Origin of the sequence: Paraburkholderia sp. BR13439, assembly GCF_040948805.1 — a bacterium.
Taxonomy (GTDB): Bacteria; Pseudomonadota; Gammaproteobacteria; order Burkholderiales; family Burkholderiaceae; genus Paraburkholderia; species Paraburkholderia youngii.
This window is the reverse complement of the sequence record NZ_JBFPKN010000005.1, coordinates 257,667-273,463: the sequence shown is the minus strand read 5'-3', so window position 1 is coordinate 273,463 and position 15,797 is coordinate 257,667. Positions and strand designations below refer to the sequence as shown.

The 15,797-nt window shown below is 65.8% G+C and carries 10 protein-coding genes; 5 read left to right on the top strand and 5 right to left on the bottom strand.

Going from position 1 to position 15,797, the window contains the following annotated elements; all coding sequences use genetic code 11:
* Positions 1–2: 2 nt before the first annotated feature.
* Positions 3–4,544 (bottom strand): DEAD/DEAH box helicase, encoded by a 4,542-nt coding sequence (locus AB3X96_RS12760; protein WP_368590013.1) that lies wholly within the window; start codon positions 4,542–4,544, stop codon positions 3–5.
* Positions 4,545–4,816: 272 nt separating this feature from the next.
* Here AB3X96_RS12760 and AB3X96_RS12755 point away from each other — a divergent pair, with 272 nt between their 5' ends.
* From AB3X96_RS12755 to AB3X96_RS12745, 3 genes are all read left to right on the top strand, one after another.
* Positions 4,817–5,872 (top strand): aldo/keto reductase, encoded by a 1,056-nt coding sequence (locus AB3X96_RS12755; RefSeq protein ID WP_368590012.1) that lies wholly within the window; start codon positions 4,817–4,819, stop codon positions 5,870–5,872.
* A 155-nt stretch (positions 5,873–6,027) separates the two neighbouring features.
* The gene (locus AB3X96_RS12750; protein WP_368590011.1) at positions 6,028–7,074 is read left to right on the top strand and encodes a YncE family protein; all 1,047 of its coding nucleotides are present in this window, start codon (positions 6,028–6,030) and stop codon (positions 7,072–7,074) included.
* A 20-nt stretch (positions 7,075–7,094) separates the two neighbouring features.
* Positions 7,095–8,099 carry a sterol desaturase family protein gene (locus tag AB3X96_RS12745; RefSeq protein ID WP_368590010.1) on the top strand — a complete coding sequence of 335 codons (1,005 nt, stop codon included), beginning with the start codon at positions 7,095–7,097 and terminating at the stop codon, positions 8,097–8,099.
* 75 nt (positions 8,100–8,174) lie between these two features.
* On the opposite strand, the gene AB3X96_RS12740 is transcribed toward AB3X96_RS12745, so the two are convergent.
* Together AB3X96_RS12740 and AB3X96_RS12735 are read right to left on the bottom strand one after the other, a co-directional pair.
* Entirely contained in the window at positions 8,175–9,512 is a 1,338-nt protein-coding gene (locus tag AB3X96_RS12740) for an AAA-associated domain-containing protein (protein WP_368590009.1), read from the bottom strand.
* Between the two features lie 4 nt (positions 9,513–9,516).
* Entirely contained in the window at positions 9,517–11,274 is a 1,758-nt protein-coding gene (locus tag AB3X96_RS12735) for an ABC transporter permease (RefSeq protein ID WP_368590008.1), read from the bottom strand.
* Between the two features lie 786 nt (positions 11,275–12,060).
* Here AB3X96_RS12735 and AB3X96_RS12730 point away from each other — a divergent pair.
* Positions 12,061–13,557: a carbohydrate porin gene (locus AB3X96_RS12730; RefSeq protein WP_368590007.1), complete on the top strand. Its 1,497-nt coding sequence runs from the start codon at positions 12,061–12,063 to the stop codon at positions 13,555–13,557.
* A 144-nt stretch (positions 13,558–13,701) separates the two neighbouring features.
* Here the strand turns inward: AB3X96_RS12730 and AB3X96_RS12725 are convergent, their stop codons facing one another.
* Positions 13,702–14,043 carry a carboxymuconolactone decarboxylase family protein gene (locus AB3X96_RS12725; RefSeq protein WP_368590006.1) on the bottom strand — a complete coding sequence of 114 codons (342 nt, stop codon included), beginning with the start codon at positions 14,041–14,043 and terminating at the stop codon, positions 13,702–13,704.
* Between the two features lie 116 nt (positions 14,044–14,159).
* Here AB3X96_RS12725 and AB3X96_RS12720 point away from each other — a divergent pair, with 116 nt between their 5' ends.
* Positions 14,160–15,137, top strand: a complete 978-nt coding sequence (locus AB3X96_RS12720) for a cupin domain-containing protein (protein ID WP_368590005.1) — start codon at positions 14,160–14,162, stop codon at positions 15,135–15,137.
* 27 nt (positions 15,138–15,164) lie between these two features.
* On the opposite strand, the gene AB3X96_RS12715 is transcribed toward AB3X96_RS12720, so the two are convergent.
* Positions 15,165–15,737, bottom strand: coding sequence for an aromatic acid exporter family protein (locus AB3X96_RS12715; protein WP_368590004.1), 573 nt, complete (start codon positions 15,735–15,737; stop codon positions 15,165–15,167).
* Positions 15,738–15,797 lie beyond the last annotated feature (60 nt).

Sequence of the window (15,797 nt, the reverse complement as noted above, 5' to 3'; positions counted from 1 at the left end):
CGTTAGAAGCGGTGTGTGAGCAGCGCGCGGGCGCGTTCGCGCTCGATCGGATTGGCGTCGAGCGCCGCGTCGAAGCAGAACTTGCCGGCCACCAGCGTGGCCGCCGTCACGCCGTCGCGATACAGCACGCGGTTGCCGGTCACGGCCGGCACCTTGTCGCCTACCAGCAGCGTGCCGACGAGATTCAGCGGATCGGTTCCCGCGACGCAGATAAGCGCACCGTCGTTCGCTTGCCGCCGCACCTCGCGCAGCAGCGGAATCGCCTCGGGCAGCGCGAACTGCTCGCCCGCTAGCCCGTTGACGAAACGCCCGCCGCGGATCACGCCACGCGCCTCGAGCCGCTGCAGCACGCGCAGCAGATCGCGCCACGGCGGCAGCCATTCGGCCTCGCGTTCGAGCACGCGCCAGAACACCACGCCGTAGCGGCGCAACAACGTCATTGCGACGTGTTCGAGCACCTCGGGCGGCAACTGACTGCGCCGCCCGGACGGATTTTCCGGCGCGACGGCGGACGGGCGGCTTACGAGCGCCCAACGCCCGGCGTCGTCCATGCCGCCGATCAGCGCGCTCGCTCGCGCGCGCCGGCTGCTGGAAAACGCGTTGCGTTTGGCGATCGGCTTTAGCAACGCGCGCAGGCCCGCGAAGCTGTCCGAGTTCGCGAGGCCGGCCGCGACCAGCTCGCCGAGCGCGTTTTCGAGCTCCATGCGCAGCACGCGCACCTCGGCGAGCAGTTCGTCGAAGAACATCGCGCCGTGTTGCGCGAGGGTGTCGTGCACGCTTTGCGCGAGCGCCGACAACTCGACCTGGCGCGCGGGATCGAGCAGCGCGCGCCACGCGCGCAACTGCGCGCGCGGCAGCAGCACGATCGGCGTGCCGCGGACCGGACCGGCGGCGCCGCGCGCCCGCTCGGTCAGGCGGGTCCAGACGATCTTGCCGGCGCGGCATAGCTCATCGAGCGAACTGCTGGTGTAGGCGCGCACCCGCGCGGGCAGGATGTCCTCCTCCCATGCGCCGGCCGCGGCCTGGAAGCCTTCGAGCTGGTCCAGCGCGGCGGCGAGCGCGTCGCGGCCTTCGGCGCGCGTGGTCGGCGTCAGATGCTGCCATTCGAACAGGAAGCGCATGAAGTCGTGCCGCTCGACCGGCTCGATCTCACGCCGCAGCCGCTTCACCGTGTAGCGATGGATGCGTGCGAGCAGGTGCCGCTCGCACCATTCTTCGTGGCTCGTGTGCGGCGTGAAGCGGCCGCGCAACAAGTAGCCTTCGGCCTCGAGACGGATCAGCGCCGGTTCGATCCGCGCGGCCGGCAAACCGAGCGGGCGCGCGATCGCGTCGACCGTCAGCGGGCCGAAACCGGTCAGCCGCGCGCGCAGCACGTCGACGAGCGCGTCGTCGGCGCTCCAGCTTTCGGTGTAGCCCTTCGGGGCGCTCAGCGGCGGCGTGTAGCGATTGCGCGCGATGCCGGGGTAGAGCGCTTCGAAGCAGGTCAGGCGTTCGGCGGGCAGCCACAGTGCGCCGTTGCTGACGTTGTCGTTGCCCGTGCTTGCGTCTGCTTGCGCGGCCAGCGGCAAGCGCGTCGCCCGGCCGGCTTTCGCCAACGCCGCAAGCAGCGTCGGCCAATCTTCATGCGTGCGCGCCTCGGCTTCTGTGATGCAGGCGAGGCCCGTCAGCGCTTCGTGCATTTCGTCGGCGTTGCGTGCTTGCGGCCAGGCCTCGTCGCGCACGCTGTCGATCGCGGCGGCGTCGAGCGCGCCGAGATCGTCGGCGCTTTCAGGGTCGGTCCAGCGGCGGTTCAGCACCGCCTGGGTGCGGCGCTCCTCGATCGGCGCGTCGTCCAGATATGCATAGGGCTTCGCGGTCAGGATTTCGGCGGCGAGCGGCGACGGCGCCGGCAGATCACGCGCGACGAGCCGCAACTCGCCGTGCTCGATCTGGCGTAGCAGCGCGAGCCAACGTTCGCTGTCCATCGCGTCGTGCAGGCAGTCGTCGATGGTTTGCTCGACTAATGGGTGGCGCGGCACCTCGCGTTCGCCGACGACGTTCTCCAGACACGCGGCCTGTTCGGGAAACACGCTTGCAAGCAGATCCTCGCTACGCATGCGCTGCAGTTGCGGCGCGGTCTTGCGCCCGCCCGTGTAGCGCGGCAGGCCGAGCGAGGTCGTCGCGTTCAAGCGCCAGCGCACGCCGAATAACGGCGCATCGAGCAGCGCCTGGATCAGCAGATGCTCGGCGCTGTTCGAATGCAGATAGCGCCACACCTCGTCGAGCACGAACGAGTGGCCGCCGGTCAGCGACAGCACGATCGCGTCTTCGGTGGCCGCCGCCTGCAGCTCGAAGTTGAAGCTGCGGCAGAAGCGCTTGCGCAGCGCGAGCCCCCACGCGCGATTCACGCGGCTGCCGAACGGTGAGTGGATCACGAGCTGGGTGCCGCCCGATTCGTCGAAAAAGCGCTCCATCACGAGCGTGCTCTGCGTCGGCAAGACTCCGAGCGCGGCGCGGGCGCGCGCCAGGTATTCGACGATCTGGCGCGCGGCCGGTTCGTCGAGCGCGAGGTTGTCGGCGAGCCAGGTGATAGCGTGGTCGAGACGCGGCGCGGTGGGCTCGAGTTCGCTTGCGGCTACGGCGGTTGCCGTGGTTGCTCGTGTCTCGCCCTCCGTCAGCAACGCTTCGACCTGCTCCCGCAATCTCGCAACCGCGAACGACAGCTCGTCGCTGCGGCCCGGCGCCTCGCCGAGCCAGAACGGAATGTTCGGCGGCTGGCCTTGCGCATCCTCGACCCGCACGCGGCCGCTTTCGATGCGCAGAATCCGGTACGACGCGTTGCCGAGCTGGAACACATCGCCGGCGAGGCTTTCGACCGCGAAGTCCTCGTTGACGGTGCCGATATTGAGCGCCTGCGGTTCGAGCACGACCGCGTAATCGGCGTTCTCGGGAATCGTGCCGCCCGAGGTCACCGCGACCAGCTTGCCGCCGCGCCGGCCGCGCAACGTGCCGCTGACCGCATCGCGATGCACATACGCAGCACGCGGACCGTGGCGGCTCGTGTAGCCCTCGGCGAGCATGCGCAGCACCGCGTCGTATTGCTCGCGCGGCAGATCCGCGTACGGCGCGGCACGCCGCAGCATGTCGAACAGCGCATCCTCGCTCCACTCGGCGCTCGACACTTCCGCGACGATCTGTTGCGCGAGCACGTCGAGCGGCGCGCGCGGGATGCGCAACGCATCGAGCTCGCCACGCCGCACGCAATCGAGCAGCGCCGCGCATTCGAGCAGATCGTCGCGCGAGGCCGGAAAGAGCCGCCCCTTCGGCATGCCGCCGACGTGGTGCCCCGAGCGGCCGACGCGTTGCAGGAACGGCGCGATCGCGCGCGGCGAACCCATCTGGCAGACGAGATCGACGTCGCCGATATCGATGCCGAGCTCCAGCGACGCGGTCGCGATCAGCACGCGCAGCTCGCCGTGTTTCAGGCGCTGTTCGGCGTCGAAACGATGTTCTTTCGCGAGGCTGCCGTGATGCGCGGCGACCGCGTCCTTGCCGAGCCGCTCGGTCAGATGACGGGCGGCGCGCTCGGCCATGCGGCGCGTGTTGACGAAGATGAGCGTCGTGCGATGCTGCGCGACCAGTTCGGCGAGCCGGTCATAGACGCGCTCCCACACTTCGTTGGCCATCACCGCTTCGAGCGGCACCGGCGGGATCTCCAGCGCGAGGTCGCGCGCGCGGACGTGACCGACGTCGATCACCGCGCACTCGGCCGGCACGTCGCTATCGAGGCTCGCGCCGCCGACCAGAAACCGCGCGACCGCGCTGACCGGCTTTTGCGTCGCCGACAGCCCGATGCGCGGCAGGGGCCGGCCGCAGAGCGCGTCGAGCCGTTCGAGGCTCAGCGCGAGATGACTGCCGCGCTTGCTGCCCGCGAGCGCGTGAATTTCATCGACGATCACCGTGCGCACCGTCGCCAGCATGCGGCGGCCCGAATCGGAGCCGAGCAGCACGTATAGCGACTCGGGCGTCGTCACGAGAATGTGCGGCGCGCGCTTTTTCAGCGCGTTGCGTTCCTGCTGCGTGGTGTCGCCGGTGCGCACGGCGGTGCGGATGTCGAGCGGCGGCAGGCCGAGCGCGTCGAGTTCGGCGGCGATGCCTTGGAGCGGCAGTTGCAGGTTCAGACGTATGTCGTTCGACAGCGCCTTCAGCGGCGACACGTAGACGACCAGCGTTTCGTCGGGCAGCACGCCGTCGTTCGCGAGGCCTTGCGACACCAGGTCGTTCAGCGCGGACAGGAACGCCGTCAGCGTCTTGCCGGAGCCGGTCGGCGCGGCGACCAGCGTCGAGCGGCCGCTGCGGATTTGCGGCCAGGCGGCGGCTTGCGCATCGGTCGGGGCGGCGAAGGTTTTCTGGAACCAGCTGGCAACGGCCGGGTGAAAGCCGGCGAGCGCCTGCGGGGCTGGCGGTAAGGAAGGTGCGACGGGCCGCGCCGCGCTCGCGGTGGAGCGGGCCTTGCGGGAGCGGGGCGCCGCGTCGAGTGCGGCGGCAGTTTTTGCCGAAGTCATGCTCGTGTAGATGAGGGCGGCGCGGGGGATATCCAGTGGCGGGCGGCTGGATCAGTACCCGCTCATGTCGCCCGGTTTTGCGCTTGCGGGGCATTCGACGCTGACGACGCAATAGCGGTCAGTCTCGCAGGTTTTTGGCGCTCGTGTGCGGCGCGTTGGGCGTTGCGTAACTGCTGGAATTCGTAGTCTCGCCGCGTGCGCCCGTCCTGCCAGCCTCTGCCATTTGCAGTACGCTTGACGATTCTCCCTGTCCCCACGATGGAGCGTCGACGATGCGATATAACCAGTTGGGCCGTACCGGTGTGTTTGTATCCGAGTTGTGTTTGGGCACGATGACCTTCGGCGGTGGCGAAGGCATCTGGCGGCAGATCGGCGATCTGCAGCAAAGCGACGCGGAGCGGCTAGTCGGCCGGGCGCTCGACGCGGGCATTAATTTCATCGACACGGCCGACGTCTACGCGGGCGGCCTGTCCGAGCTCATCACGGGCAACGCGCTGAAAAATCTGAAAGTGCCGCGCGACAAGGTCGTGATCGCGACCAAGGTGTTCGGCCAGACCGGCGAGTTCGCCAACGCGCGCGGTGCGTCGCGCTATCACATCCTCGACGGCATCAAGGCGAGCCTGAAGCGTCTACAACTCGATCACGTCGACCTCTATCAGATCCACGGTTTCGATCCGGCCACGCCGATCGAAGAAACCGTGCGCGCGCTCGATACGCTCGTGCAGCACGGCCACGTGCGCTATGTCGGCGTGTCGAACTGGGCCGCATGGCAAATCGCGAAGGCGCTCGGCATCGCCGAGCGGCTCGGCACCGCGCGCTTCGAAACGCTGCAGGCGTATTACTCGCTCGCGGGCCGCGATCTCGAACGCGAGCTCGTGCCGATGCTGCAAAGCGAAGGCCTCGGTCTGATGGTATGGAGTCCGCTCGCGGGTGGTTTTCTGAGCGGCAAATACGGACGTCAACAGCAGGGTGAAGCGGGCAGCCGTCGCACGACTTTCGATTTTCCGCCGATCGATCGCGAGCGTGCGTACGACTGCATCGACGTAATGCGCGAGATGGCCGCGGCGAAGACCGTATCGGTCGCACAGATCGCGCTGGCGTGGCTGCTGCATCAGCGTGTCGTCAGCACGGTGATCGTCGGCGCGAAGAAGATCGAGCAGCTCGACGACAACATCGCGGCGACCAACGTCGCGCTATCCGCCGATGAGCTCGCGAAGCTCGCCGAGGTCAGCGCGCTGCCCGCCGAGTATCCGGGCTGGATGCTGGAGCGGCAGGGCGAACAGCGCCGGCAACAACTGGCCGAGGTTCGGCACGTCGTGCAGCGATAGCGCGACGGCGTTCTCGCGAACGCTGAAGAAGGCCTGAATCTTCATCGTTGGGCGGCGCGAGTTCGATGCTCGCGCGGCCGCGATCTTCATCACATTTGCCACGCGATTGCGCGTAGACTTCACACGGCAGGTCTTGTTCCGCATCGGCCGCACCGATGCCCAGCGTTGTATTTCAGAGTCCTATCCGGTTCGTGACATTCGCATTCGCTTCGATTACAAAAACCGGCGCTTTCGTGGCGTTGGCTTGCTGTTCGCTGACATTGCCTCATCTCGCCCACGCCGCCGACAACGTGATCGTGCTCGACTCGGGCGAAGCGCAGCTTACGTTGATCGATCCCGTCACGCACAAAGTGATCGGCACCGAGCCGACCGGCAAGGAGCCTCATCATCTGATGATCACGCCCGATGGTCGTTCGCTGATCGTCGCGGATGCGATTTCGAACGACCTGATGTTCGTCGACCCGCACAGCGGCCGGGTGCAACGCCGTGTCGAGGGCATCGAAGACCCGTACCAGCTTGGTTTTTCGCCCGACCATAAGTGGTTCGTCACCGCGGGCCTGAGGCTCGATCGCCTCGATATCTATCACTACGATGGCGAGAACGTGACGCTCGCGAAGCGGATTCCGCTCGCGAAGACCCCGAGCCACCTGACCTTTGCAGCCGATAACCGCACCGTGTTCGTCACGCTTCAGGACACGGGCGAGGTCGCGGCGATCGATCTGCCGACACAGTCAGTGTCGTGGAAGCTGCATGTGGGCAAGACGCCGGCCGGACTCTGGATGACCCCGGGCGATCGTTATCTGCTCGTCGGCATGACGGGCGAAGACAATGTCGCGGTGGTCGACTGGAAGAACCGCCAACTCGTGAAGAAGATCCACACGGGCCGCGGCGCGCACAACTTCCGCAATCTCGACGATGGCCAGCATCTTGCCGTGTCGAATCGCGTGGAGAACACGATCAGCATTCTCGATTACAACACGCTGACCAAAGTGGCCGACATCACCGGTTTGATGCCGGGCCCTGACGACATGGAACTATCGGCGGACCGGCGCTATCTATGGGTCACGTTCCGCTTCGCGAGGCACGTCGGCGTCATCGACCTGAGCACGCATCGGCTGGTGGATACGATCGCGGTGGGGCGCTCGCCGCACGGTCTTTATTTCGCCAACCGCGCGCCGGTCTACGCGCCCAATCCCGACTGAGGCAACCCGAAAGGCTTTACATGATTCACGAACTCGTCGCTCAACTCGACAATGGCATCTCAGCCCTGCAGACGCTGCTGTACGTCGACGTGGTCCAGCCGATCTTCTACCGCTTCAATCTGATGGGCTATGACGAAGACACTTACGACGCGCTCTACTGGGTGATCGTCGGCGCGATGCAGATACTCGTGTCGTATCTGGTGTTGCGCCCGCTCGAAGCGCTGCGCCCGGTGGAGACATGGGCGGACCGCAGGGCGTTGCGCGCGGACGTGATCTACACGTGGATCGCCAAGCTCGGCATCGTCAATCTTGCGTTCTTCTTTCTGCTGCAGCCGTTCTTCAATCATTGGCAGAGCCTGATGGCGATCCACAACGTGCCCAACATCGACGTCGATGATTTGTGGCCGGGCGTAACCGATCAGCCGCTCGTGTCGTTTCTGATCTACCTGATCGTGCTCGATTTCGCCGGCTACTGGTATCACCGCTGGCAACATCGGTTCGGCGTGTGGTGGGAATTGCATGCGGTTCATCACAGCCAGCGGCAGATGTCGCTGTGGGCCGACGACCGCAATCACTTTTTGGACGACATCTTGCAGGCGGCGTTTTTTGCGGCCATTGCGCTGTTCATCGGCGTGCAGCCAAACCAATTCGTCGTGCTCGTCGCGCTCGGCAATTTCATGCAGAGCGTGCAGCACGTGAATGCGCGCCTCCCGTATGGATGGCTGCTCGAACGCCTGATCGTGAGCCCGGCGTTTCATCGGCGTCATCATGCGATCGGCTATGGCCACGAAGGCACCCCCTACGGCTGCAACTTCGGCGTGCTGTTCCCGTGGTGGGACATGCTGTTCGGCACCGGGTCGTGGGAGCGCGCCGTCGAGCCGACCGGCATCCGCGATCAGCTGCCCGCGCCGCATGGTGCCGCGCGCTCGTATGGGGATGGGCTGATCGCTCAGCAGTGGTACGCGTTCGGCCGCATCGCCGGGCGGCTGCGTGGCCGGCCCGGTGCGGGCGAGATCAATCCGTGAAAGTCGGTGCGAACTGGAAAATGGCCGCGGAGCACCTCCGTCAGGTTCTCCGCGGCCATTTCGTTTCGGCCCCGCTCAGGTCTCGACATCCGCGAGACTGAAGGTTTCCGTCTTGTCGTTGTACGAGAAGATTTCCGCGTAACGGCCCCAGTCGATCACCGCATCGAGGGTTTCCTGCGCCGCGCTGTCGGACAGCAGGTCCTCGAGCTCCTGCTCGAAGCGCACGCGCGGCGCGCGATGTCCGGGCCGTTCGTTGAGGACCTTCCTGATTCGCGCGGCGAGCGGCACACACTGCAACAGATGATCGGCGAACATGATCTTGCGCTCCTGCGTGCTGCCCTCGGCGAATCGATGCGCGGGCGGCGTGAGGAACACATCGCCCTCGCTGACTTCGGCAAAGCCGAGGTACTGCAGCATCTCGGCGATCGGGAACAGTTCGTCGACTTCCAACTGCAGCGTGCGCGCAATCTCGGGCATGTCGGCGCGGCCGTTATAGGGCGCTGCCGCAAGCGTTTCGATCAGACCAGCCATCAGGTTCGTCGACACGTTCGGCAACCAGCTGCCGGGTTCGAGTTCGCGTTTGGCCGCGGCTCCAGTGGGGCGCGCGGTCATCTTCGCGTAGATTTCGTCGACGAGCGCGCGAAAATCCGGGTCGAGCCGGTTGCGCGGATGAGCGAACGGCACCACGGTCTCGGCCACCACGCGCCCGGGGTTCGACGACAGTACGAGGATGCGATCGCACATGAACACGGCTTCCTCGATGTTGTGCGTGACTATAAGAACCGACTTGATCGGCATGCGGTCCTGGTTCCACAGGTCGAGCAGGTCGGTACGCAGCGTTTCGGCGGTCAGCACGTCGAGCGCGGAGAACGGCTCGTCCATCAGCAGGATGGTCGGATCGACGACGAGCGCGCGTGCGAAGCCGACGCGCTGCCGCATGCCGCCCGACAGCTCGCGCGGATACGCGTTTTCGAAGCCGTCGAGACCGATCAGATCGATCGCCGCGAGCGCGCGCGTGCGCCGCTCCTCGATGCCGACGCCGAGCGCCTCCAGCCCCGCTTCGACGTTCTGCAGCACCGTCAGCCACGGAAACAACGCGAAGGTCTGGAACACCATCGCGACGCCCTCGGCTGGACCGTCGAGCGGCTTGCCCAGGTAGGTCACGTTGCCGCTCGTCGGCCGGATCAAACCGGCGATGATGCGCAGCAGCGTCGACTTGCCCGAGCCCGAGCGGCCGAGCAGGCCGACGATCTCGCCCTCGCGCAGCGTCAGATTCACGTCGTCGAGCACCAGCAGCTCGCTCTGATTTTTATGAAAGCCGCGGCTCACGTGCTCGATGTTCAGCACCTGCGCGCCCAGGCGCGGCGACGACTGGAGCAGGTCGGCGGGGATGGCTTGAATGACGTTTTGCATGGCTTTACTCCTGGTCGAGTCGGAGCCTTGATTCGGCGAAGGCATACAGGGGGCGCCACAGCGCGCGGTTGAACAGCGTGACGAATAGCGCCATCACGGCGACGCCAAGGATGATCTTCGGAAAGTCGCCGGCGGCGGTCGTCTCGGCGATATAGGCGCCGAGGCCATGCGCGGCGACCTTGGTATCGCCCCACTGGACGAACTCGGACACGATGCTCGCGTTCCACGCACCGCCCGACGCGGTGATCGCGCCGGTCACGTAGTAAGGGAACACGCCCGGCAGCATCACCTGGCGCCACCATTGCCAGCCGCGGATGCGGAAGTTGGTGGCCGCCTCGCGGTAGTCGTTCGGATAGGCGGTCGCGCCCGCAATCACGTTGAACAGGATGTACCACTGCGTGCCGAGCACGATCAGCGGCGACAGCCAGATATCCGGATTCAGATGAAAGCGCACGATCACGATCACGAACACCGGGAACAGCAGATTCGCGGGAAACGCGGCGAGAAATTGCGCGAGCGGCTGGACCTTTTCCGCGAGCGCCGGACGCAGGCCGATCAGCACGCCGATCGGCACCCAGATCAGCGACGAGATCGCGATCAGCACGGCGACGCGCAGCAGCGTGATGAGCCCGAGCAGGAACACGTGACCGACCTCGTCGAGCGTCACGCCGGTACGCACATAGGCGACGACGCGATAGATCACATAGACCGTCAGCACGAATACGAGCACGCCCCACACGATGTCCCCGACGCGTGTCGAAGTGTCGCTGCGCGCTCGGCTGGCTCGCCGGACGTTCGCGAAAGGCACACGCAAAGGGATGCGCGCGGTGCTCGCGAGCATCACGCCCGCCGGCGTCAGCAACTGATGAATCAGACGTGTGCGCCGCATCATGTCGAGCAGCCAGGACTGCGGCGCGTTGCCCGAACTCGTGGTCTCCATGCGGAACTTGTCGGCCCACGCGACGAGCGGCCGGAACAGCAGCTGGTCATAGGCGAGGATCACGACCGTCATCGCGAGGATGACCCAGCCGATCGCGTGCAGGTTCTTGTCGCTGATCGCCTGCGCCAGGTAGGCGCCGATGCCCGGCAGCGTAATCGTGTTGTTGCCGACCGTGATCGCTTCGGAAGCCACGACGAAGAACCAGCCGCCCGACATCGACATCATCATGTTCCAGATCAGGCCCGGCATCGAGAACGGCACTTCGAGCTTCCAGAAGCGCTGCCACGAAGTCAGGTGAAAGCCGCGCGACACCTCATCGAGGTCGCGCGGCACCGTGCGCAGCGACTGGTAGAAGCTGAACGTCATGTTCCACGCCTGGCTCGTGAAGATCGCGAAGATCGCGGCGAGCTCGGCGCCGAGCACGCGGCCCGGGAACATCGCGAGGAAGAAGGTGACCGTAAACGAGATGTAGCCGAGCACCGGCACCGACTGCAGGATGTCGAGAATCGGCACCAGCACGAGGCCGGCGCGGCGGCTCCTGGCGGCCAGCGTGCCGTAGACCAGCGTGAAGATCAGCGAGGCGACCATCGCCGCGAGCATGCGCAGCGTGGTGCGCATCGCGTACTCGGGCAGGTTGGCCGGATCGAGCGAGATCGCCTGGGTCTTTAGCGTCGACATCGGCGCGAGCGTCTCGTGAAAGCCGATCGACGCCATCGCGATCAGGCAGATGATCAGCGGAAAGGCAACGAAGTCCCAGCCGTTTGGAAGCAGCCGGCGCGCGGATGCGTTGGCGGTGCGGTTCAGATTGAAACCGAACTCCATCAGTCACCTCCGGGGGCGTGAGTATTTGTGAGCAGCGAAGTCGTGCCGCCGTACAGGGCGGTGGCCTGCGCATCGATTCGCGACGGATCGTCGAGTTGGAACATGACGAATTGCAAGTTGATGAAAGGGCTTATTCAGCAAGCAACGGTCACGACGAGGCAACACCACAATCTTTCGATGATGGCGTCGATTCGTGACAGGAGCTTGGCAGAACTTAAGAGAAAAGCGAGCCGATGCGGCGCCACAGCGTGGAGAGTCGGGCTTTGCCGCGGCGCGCACCGTTCTGGCTGCTGGCGGAACGGCGGCGCGGGGAAGGGGCGGGGACGGTAAAAAACCGGAGTCAACCAGATTCTGTAAGCAGAGCCAACATTCTTCGAAAGAACCCGAGGCCGTCCTTGTGCGATTTTTACTTGCGCTTTTGGGGAGCATGTCAATACAATCCGCCCCAACGTATCGAAGGAGTCCGTCCATGGACCCGTGTCCAGAAAGTGGAAGCCCAATGCCGGCCAGCACCGGCAGCACCACCGCGAGATAGTCGCCGCAGGTTCACTCCTTCGCCGCTGACTCGCTGAAGTCGGGTTAGCGCGCTTCAATTCCAACCGGCCTTGCCGTCGGTTTTCTGTAGCACGCCTGCTCTTTTTTTGACCGTCGTTTGCGAGCCTGCTTGCAGAGGCGATTGCGCTTTCGCATTTGCGCTTGCTGTTTGCCGGATCTTTCGCGCACGTCCATGTGCATGTGCGAATAACGACGGAGCGATCCGCCTATAACTACGATCCCCAATAACCGATGAAAAATATCGACAAGCGCAGACTACTGGGCTCCGGCGGTTCGATCGCCGTGACTGCGGTCCTTTCCCTCGGCCTCGGCCCTTGCGCGTTCGCGCAGACACCCGGCGACGCCACCCCGGCGCAAGCGGCGCCATCGACTGCACCGGCCGCACCGGTTCCCGGCGCCACGGACAACGCGGCGCCCGCCGATCAGACCGTCGCAGCGCCGACCGGATTGTGGGAGCGCTCGAACCTGTTCGGCGAAATGGGCGGCCTGCGTCCCTGGCTCGGCAACTACGGCGTGACGTTCAATCTGCAGGAGACCAGCGAATACATGGGCAACCTGTCGGGCGGCACGAATCGCGGCGGTGCCTATCAAGGCTTGACCGGGTTCGGACTCGTCGTCGATACGGAAAAGGCCTTCGGATTGCCGGGCGGCACCTTCAACGTCTCCGGTCTGCAGATTCACGGCACGAGCCTGACCGCCAGAAATCTGCAAACACTGCAAACTGCGAGCGGCATCGAAGCCGACGCCGCGACCCGTCTGTGGGAACTGTGGTATCAGCAGTCGCTCGGCAACGTCGATGTGAAGATCGGCCAGCAGAGTCTCGATCAGGAGTTCATGGTCAGCCAGTACGCGGCCACCTTCATGAACGCAACGTTTGGCTGGCCGGTGCTGCCGGCCGTCGATCTGCCCGCGGGCGGGCCGGCCTATCCGCTGTCGTCGCTCGGCGTGAGGGCGCGCGCATCGTTCGCGAACGGCGTCACCGCGCTGGGCGGCGTATTCGACGGCAACCCGGCGCCAGGCGTCGGCGATCCGCAAAAGCTCAACGCGAGCGGCACGAACTTCAATCTCGGCAACGGCGCGCTCGTGATCGGCGAACTGCAGTACGCGATCAACCAGCCGTCGGCGAATCCTTCCGATCCGAGGCCGGCCGGCCTGCCGGGCACCTACAAGCTCGGCTTCTGGTACAACAGCAACCACTTCACGGATCAGGGTTTCGACACCGGCGGCCTGTCGCTGGCGAATCCGGCGAGCAACGGCATGCCGACGAATCATCGCGGCAACTACAGCTTCTACGCGGTTGCCGACCAGATGGTGTGGCGCGCGGGCCCCGACAGTCCGCAGTCGGTCGGCGTGTTCGCCCGCATCATGGGTGCGCCGGGCGATCGCAATCTGGTCGATCTCGGCGTCAACGCGGGCGTCACGCTCAAGGCGCCGTTCAAGGGGCGCGACAACGATGTGGTCGGGCTTGCGCTCGGCTATGCAAAGATCGGTTCTCACGCGCAGAATCTGGCGAGCGCGCAGGCGCTGTACACGCCGGGCTATCCGTCACGCAGCGCGGAGACGGTGCTCGAAGCCACTTATCAATACCAGGTCGCGCCGTGGTGGATGCTGCAAGCGGACTTCCAGTACTTCTGGCGGCCGGGCGGCGGAATTCCGGACCCGGACGATTCGTCCCAGCGCATCAGGAACGAAGCGGTTCTCGGCTTGCGCACGACGATCCAGTTCTGAGGCAAGGTCGCGCGGCAGGCTGATACTCGCTTCATCAATCGCTTCTACAAAGGCCGCGCGCCGCATCGCCGAACATGATCGGTCGATGCGGCGCGTTACGACGCACGCCGACTTGGCGAGCGCCCCGGCTCATCATCGACTCGCTTACCCCTGGGCATGCGCGGCGACCGCGTCCAGCGTGCGCGCCGAGTACACCAGCGTCGCGCCCGCGTTGACCGCCATCGCGACGCCGAGCGCTTCGGCGATTTCCTCGCGGGTCGCGCCGTGCTTCAGCGCCTCGGCCGTATGGACCGTGATACAGCCGTCACAGCGCAGGCTCACCGCGACCGCGAGCGCAAGCAGCTCGCGCGTTTTCGCGCCGAGCAGATCGGTCTTCTGACCGGCATTCGACATCGCCTGATACGCCTTCACGCTGTCCGGCGCGAGCTTCGACATTTCGCCGATACGGCCGAACAGTTCCTTGCGGTAATCGATCCAGTCCAACATGGCAGTGCTCCTTGGTCCGTTGCGCGCCAGCGGTTGCCGGCGTCGTGGAAACAGTATTGCGCCGCGCCGCGATATCCTGAATACTCATTCGACTCAACTTTTAGCGCGCTCGTCTCATGGACACGCTCAGTCGCCTGATCGACCTTGCCCGGCCGCAAGCGAGTCTCGACCTTCGCTGCCTGCTATCAGGCGCATTCGATATCGATCACGCGCCGCTGGAGAGGGGCGTCGCGCCGTTTCATCTCGTGCTCGACGGCAGTTGCGTGATCGAGACCGCCGCCGGCGAGCAGCTCGAATTGAAGGCCGGCGATTTCATGCTGTTTCCGCGTGGCGCCGCGCATCGCGTGCGCGACGTGAAGCGCTCGGCGGGCGGCCTGCCGCTGACGCTCGGGCACGACGGCATGCTGCCGGTGCGGCGCAACGACGGTGAGGAAGCCGCCACATCCGCGCAGACGCCCAACCACACCGCGACTCATGAAGGCGTCGATCTGCTGTGCGGCCGCTTCGTCTATGCGCCCGGTTCGTCGGCGTTGCTGCTCGATGCGCTGCCCGATCCGCTGCAAGTGTCGCTCGGAGACGCACAGACGCTCGATGCGTTGCAAACGCTGATCACTTTGATGCGCGGTGAAGCGGCGCGGCGTCAGCCTGGCGCGCTCACCATCGTGACGGCCTTGAGCCACGCGCTGTTCGCAATGGCACTACGCGTGCACGGCGAGCGCAATGCGAACAGCGCCGGCATGCTCGCGTTGCTGACGGACGCACGACTCGGCGCATCGGTGCAAGCGATGCTCGACGCACCCGAACGCGCGTGGACGATCTCCGAACTCGGCGAGCGCGCGGCGATGTCGCGCGCGACCTACGCGCGCCGTTTCAACGAGCGCGCGGGCATGACCGTGATGGATTTTCTGATGCAGATCCGCATGGCGATCGCCAGCGACCTGCTGTTGCGCACGCAACGCAGCGCGGCGGACATCGGCGAGGCGGTCGGCTATCAGTCGGAGGCGGCGTTCGGCAAGGCGTTTGCGCAAAGCGTCGGCGTGACGCCGGGACGTTACCGGCGTCGCACGCAAACTGACGATGCTCCGGATGACTGACTAAAGAATCGACGCGCGCGTGTCATTCTATTTGGGCGTTTCGCCCTTGTTGAACGCACGTCTTTCGAGCGACGCCATCAGCCGCGCGACCACGAGCGCGCAGACCGTCCCGAGCGTCACTTCGGCAAGCCGCAGAAAAGCCTTGTCCCACGCGGGGCCGATGCCCGGCGCCAGCAGCATGATCGTCGCGGTGATACCGCCAAGGCGCGCCGCGCTGCCGACGTTGACGACCCAGCAGATCAGGATCGCGGCCGCGACGGTCGCCGCGTATGCCGCAAAATGGCCGCCGCCCGCGAGTGTGCCGATCAGCCCGCAGATGCCGCCGACCATCGCGCCGATGAACTGGTCGCGCGACAGCTTGCGGGTGTCGATATAGCTGTGCTGGCTCACCGCGATCGCGGTGATCGCGGCCCAGAACGCCTGCTCGGTGCGCAGCGCGCGGCCGATGCCGAACGCGAGACTCGCGCCCGCCACCGCCTGCACGGCCATGAAGCCGCCCTCGATCAAGCGGTCGCCGAGCGGCAGCGTCTTCAGGAACGCGAACAGCGCATCGGCGGCGGGCGTGCGCGAGGAGGGGCTCGAATCGTCGGACGGAGTCATCGGATGAAGGCGGCTCGCAGGGGCAGGGTCGTGCCGTATTCTAGCGGCTCCGCCCAATGC

What these genes read in the sequence shown, in the direction of transcription:
- AB3X96_RS12740 (WP_368590009.1), bottom strand. Translation starts at nt 9,512, where the DNA reads ATGCAAAACGTCATTCAAGCCATCCCCGCCGACCTGCTCCAGTCGTCG.
- AB3X96_RS12725 (WP_368590006.1), bottom strand. Translation starts at nt 14,043, where the DNA reads ATGTTGGACTGGATCGATTACCGCAAGGAACTGTTCGGCCGTATCGGC.
- AB3X96_RS12720 (WP_368590005.1), top strand. Translation starts at nt 14,160, where the DNA reads ATGGACACGCTCAGTCGCCTGATCGACCTTGCCCGGCCGCAAGCGAGT.
- AB3X96_RS12755 (WP_368590012.1), top strand. Translation starts at nt 4,817, where the DNA reads ATGCGATATAACCAGTTGGGCCGTACCGGTGTGTTTGTATCCGAGTTG.
- AB3X96_RS12745 (WP_368590010.1), top strand. Translation starts at nt 7,095, where the DNA reads ATGATTCACGAACTCGTCGCTCAACTCGACAATGGCATCTCAGCCCTG.
- AB3X96_RS12715 (WP_368590004.1), bottom strand. Translation starts at nt 15,737, where the DNA reads ATGACTCCGTCCGACGATTCGAGCCCCTCCTCGCGCACGCCCGCCGCC.
- AB3X96_RS12735 (WP_368590008.1), bottom strand. Translation starts at nt 11,274, where the DNA reads ATGGAGTTCGGTTTCAATCTGAACCGCACCGCCAACGCATCCGCGCGC.
- AB3X96_RS12760 (WP_368590013.1), bottom strand. Translation starts at nt 4,544, where the DNA reads ATGACTTCGGCAAAAACTGCCGCCGCACTCGACGCGGCGCCCCGCTCC.
- AB3X96_RS12730 (WP_368590007.1), top strand. Translation starts at nt 12,061, where the DNA reads ATGAAAAATATCGACAAGCGCAGACTACTGGGCTCCGGCGGTTCGATC.
- AB3X96_RS12750 (WP_368590011.1), top strand. Translation starts at nt 6,028, where the DNA reads ATGCCCAGCGTTGTATTTCAGAGTCCTATCCGGTTCGTGACATTCGCA.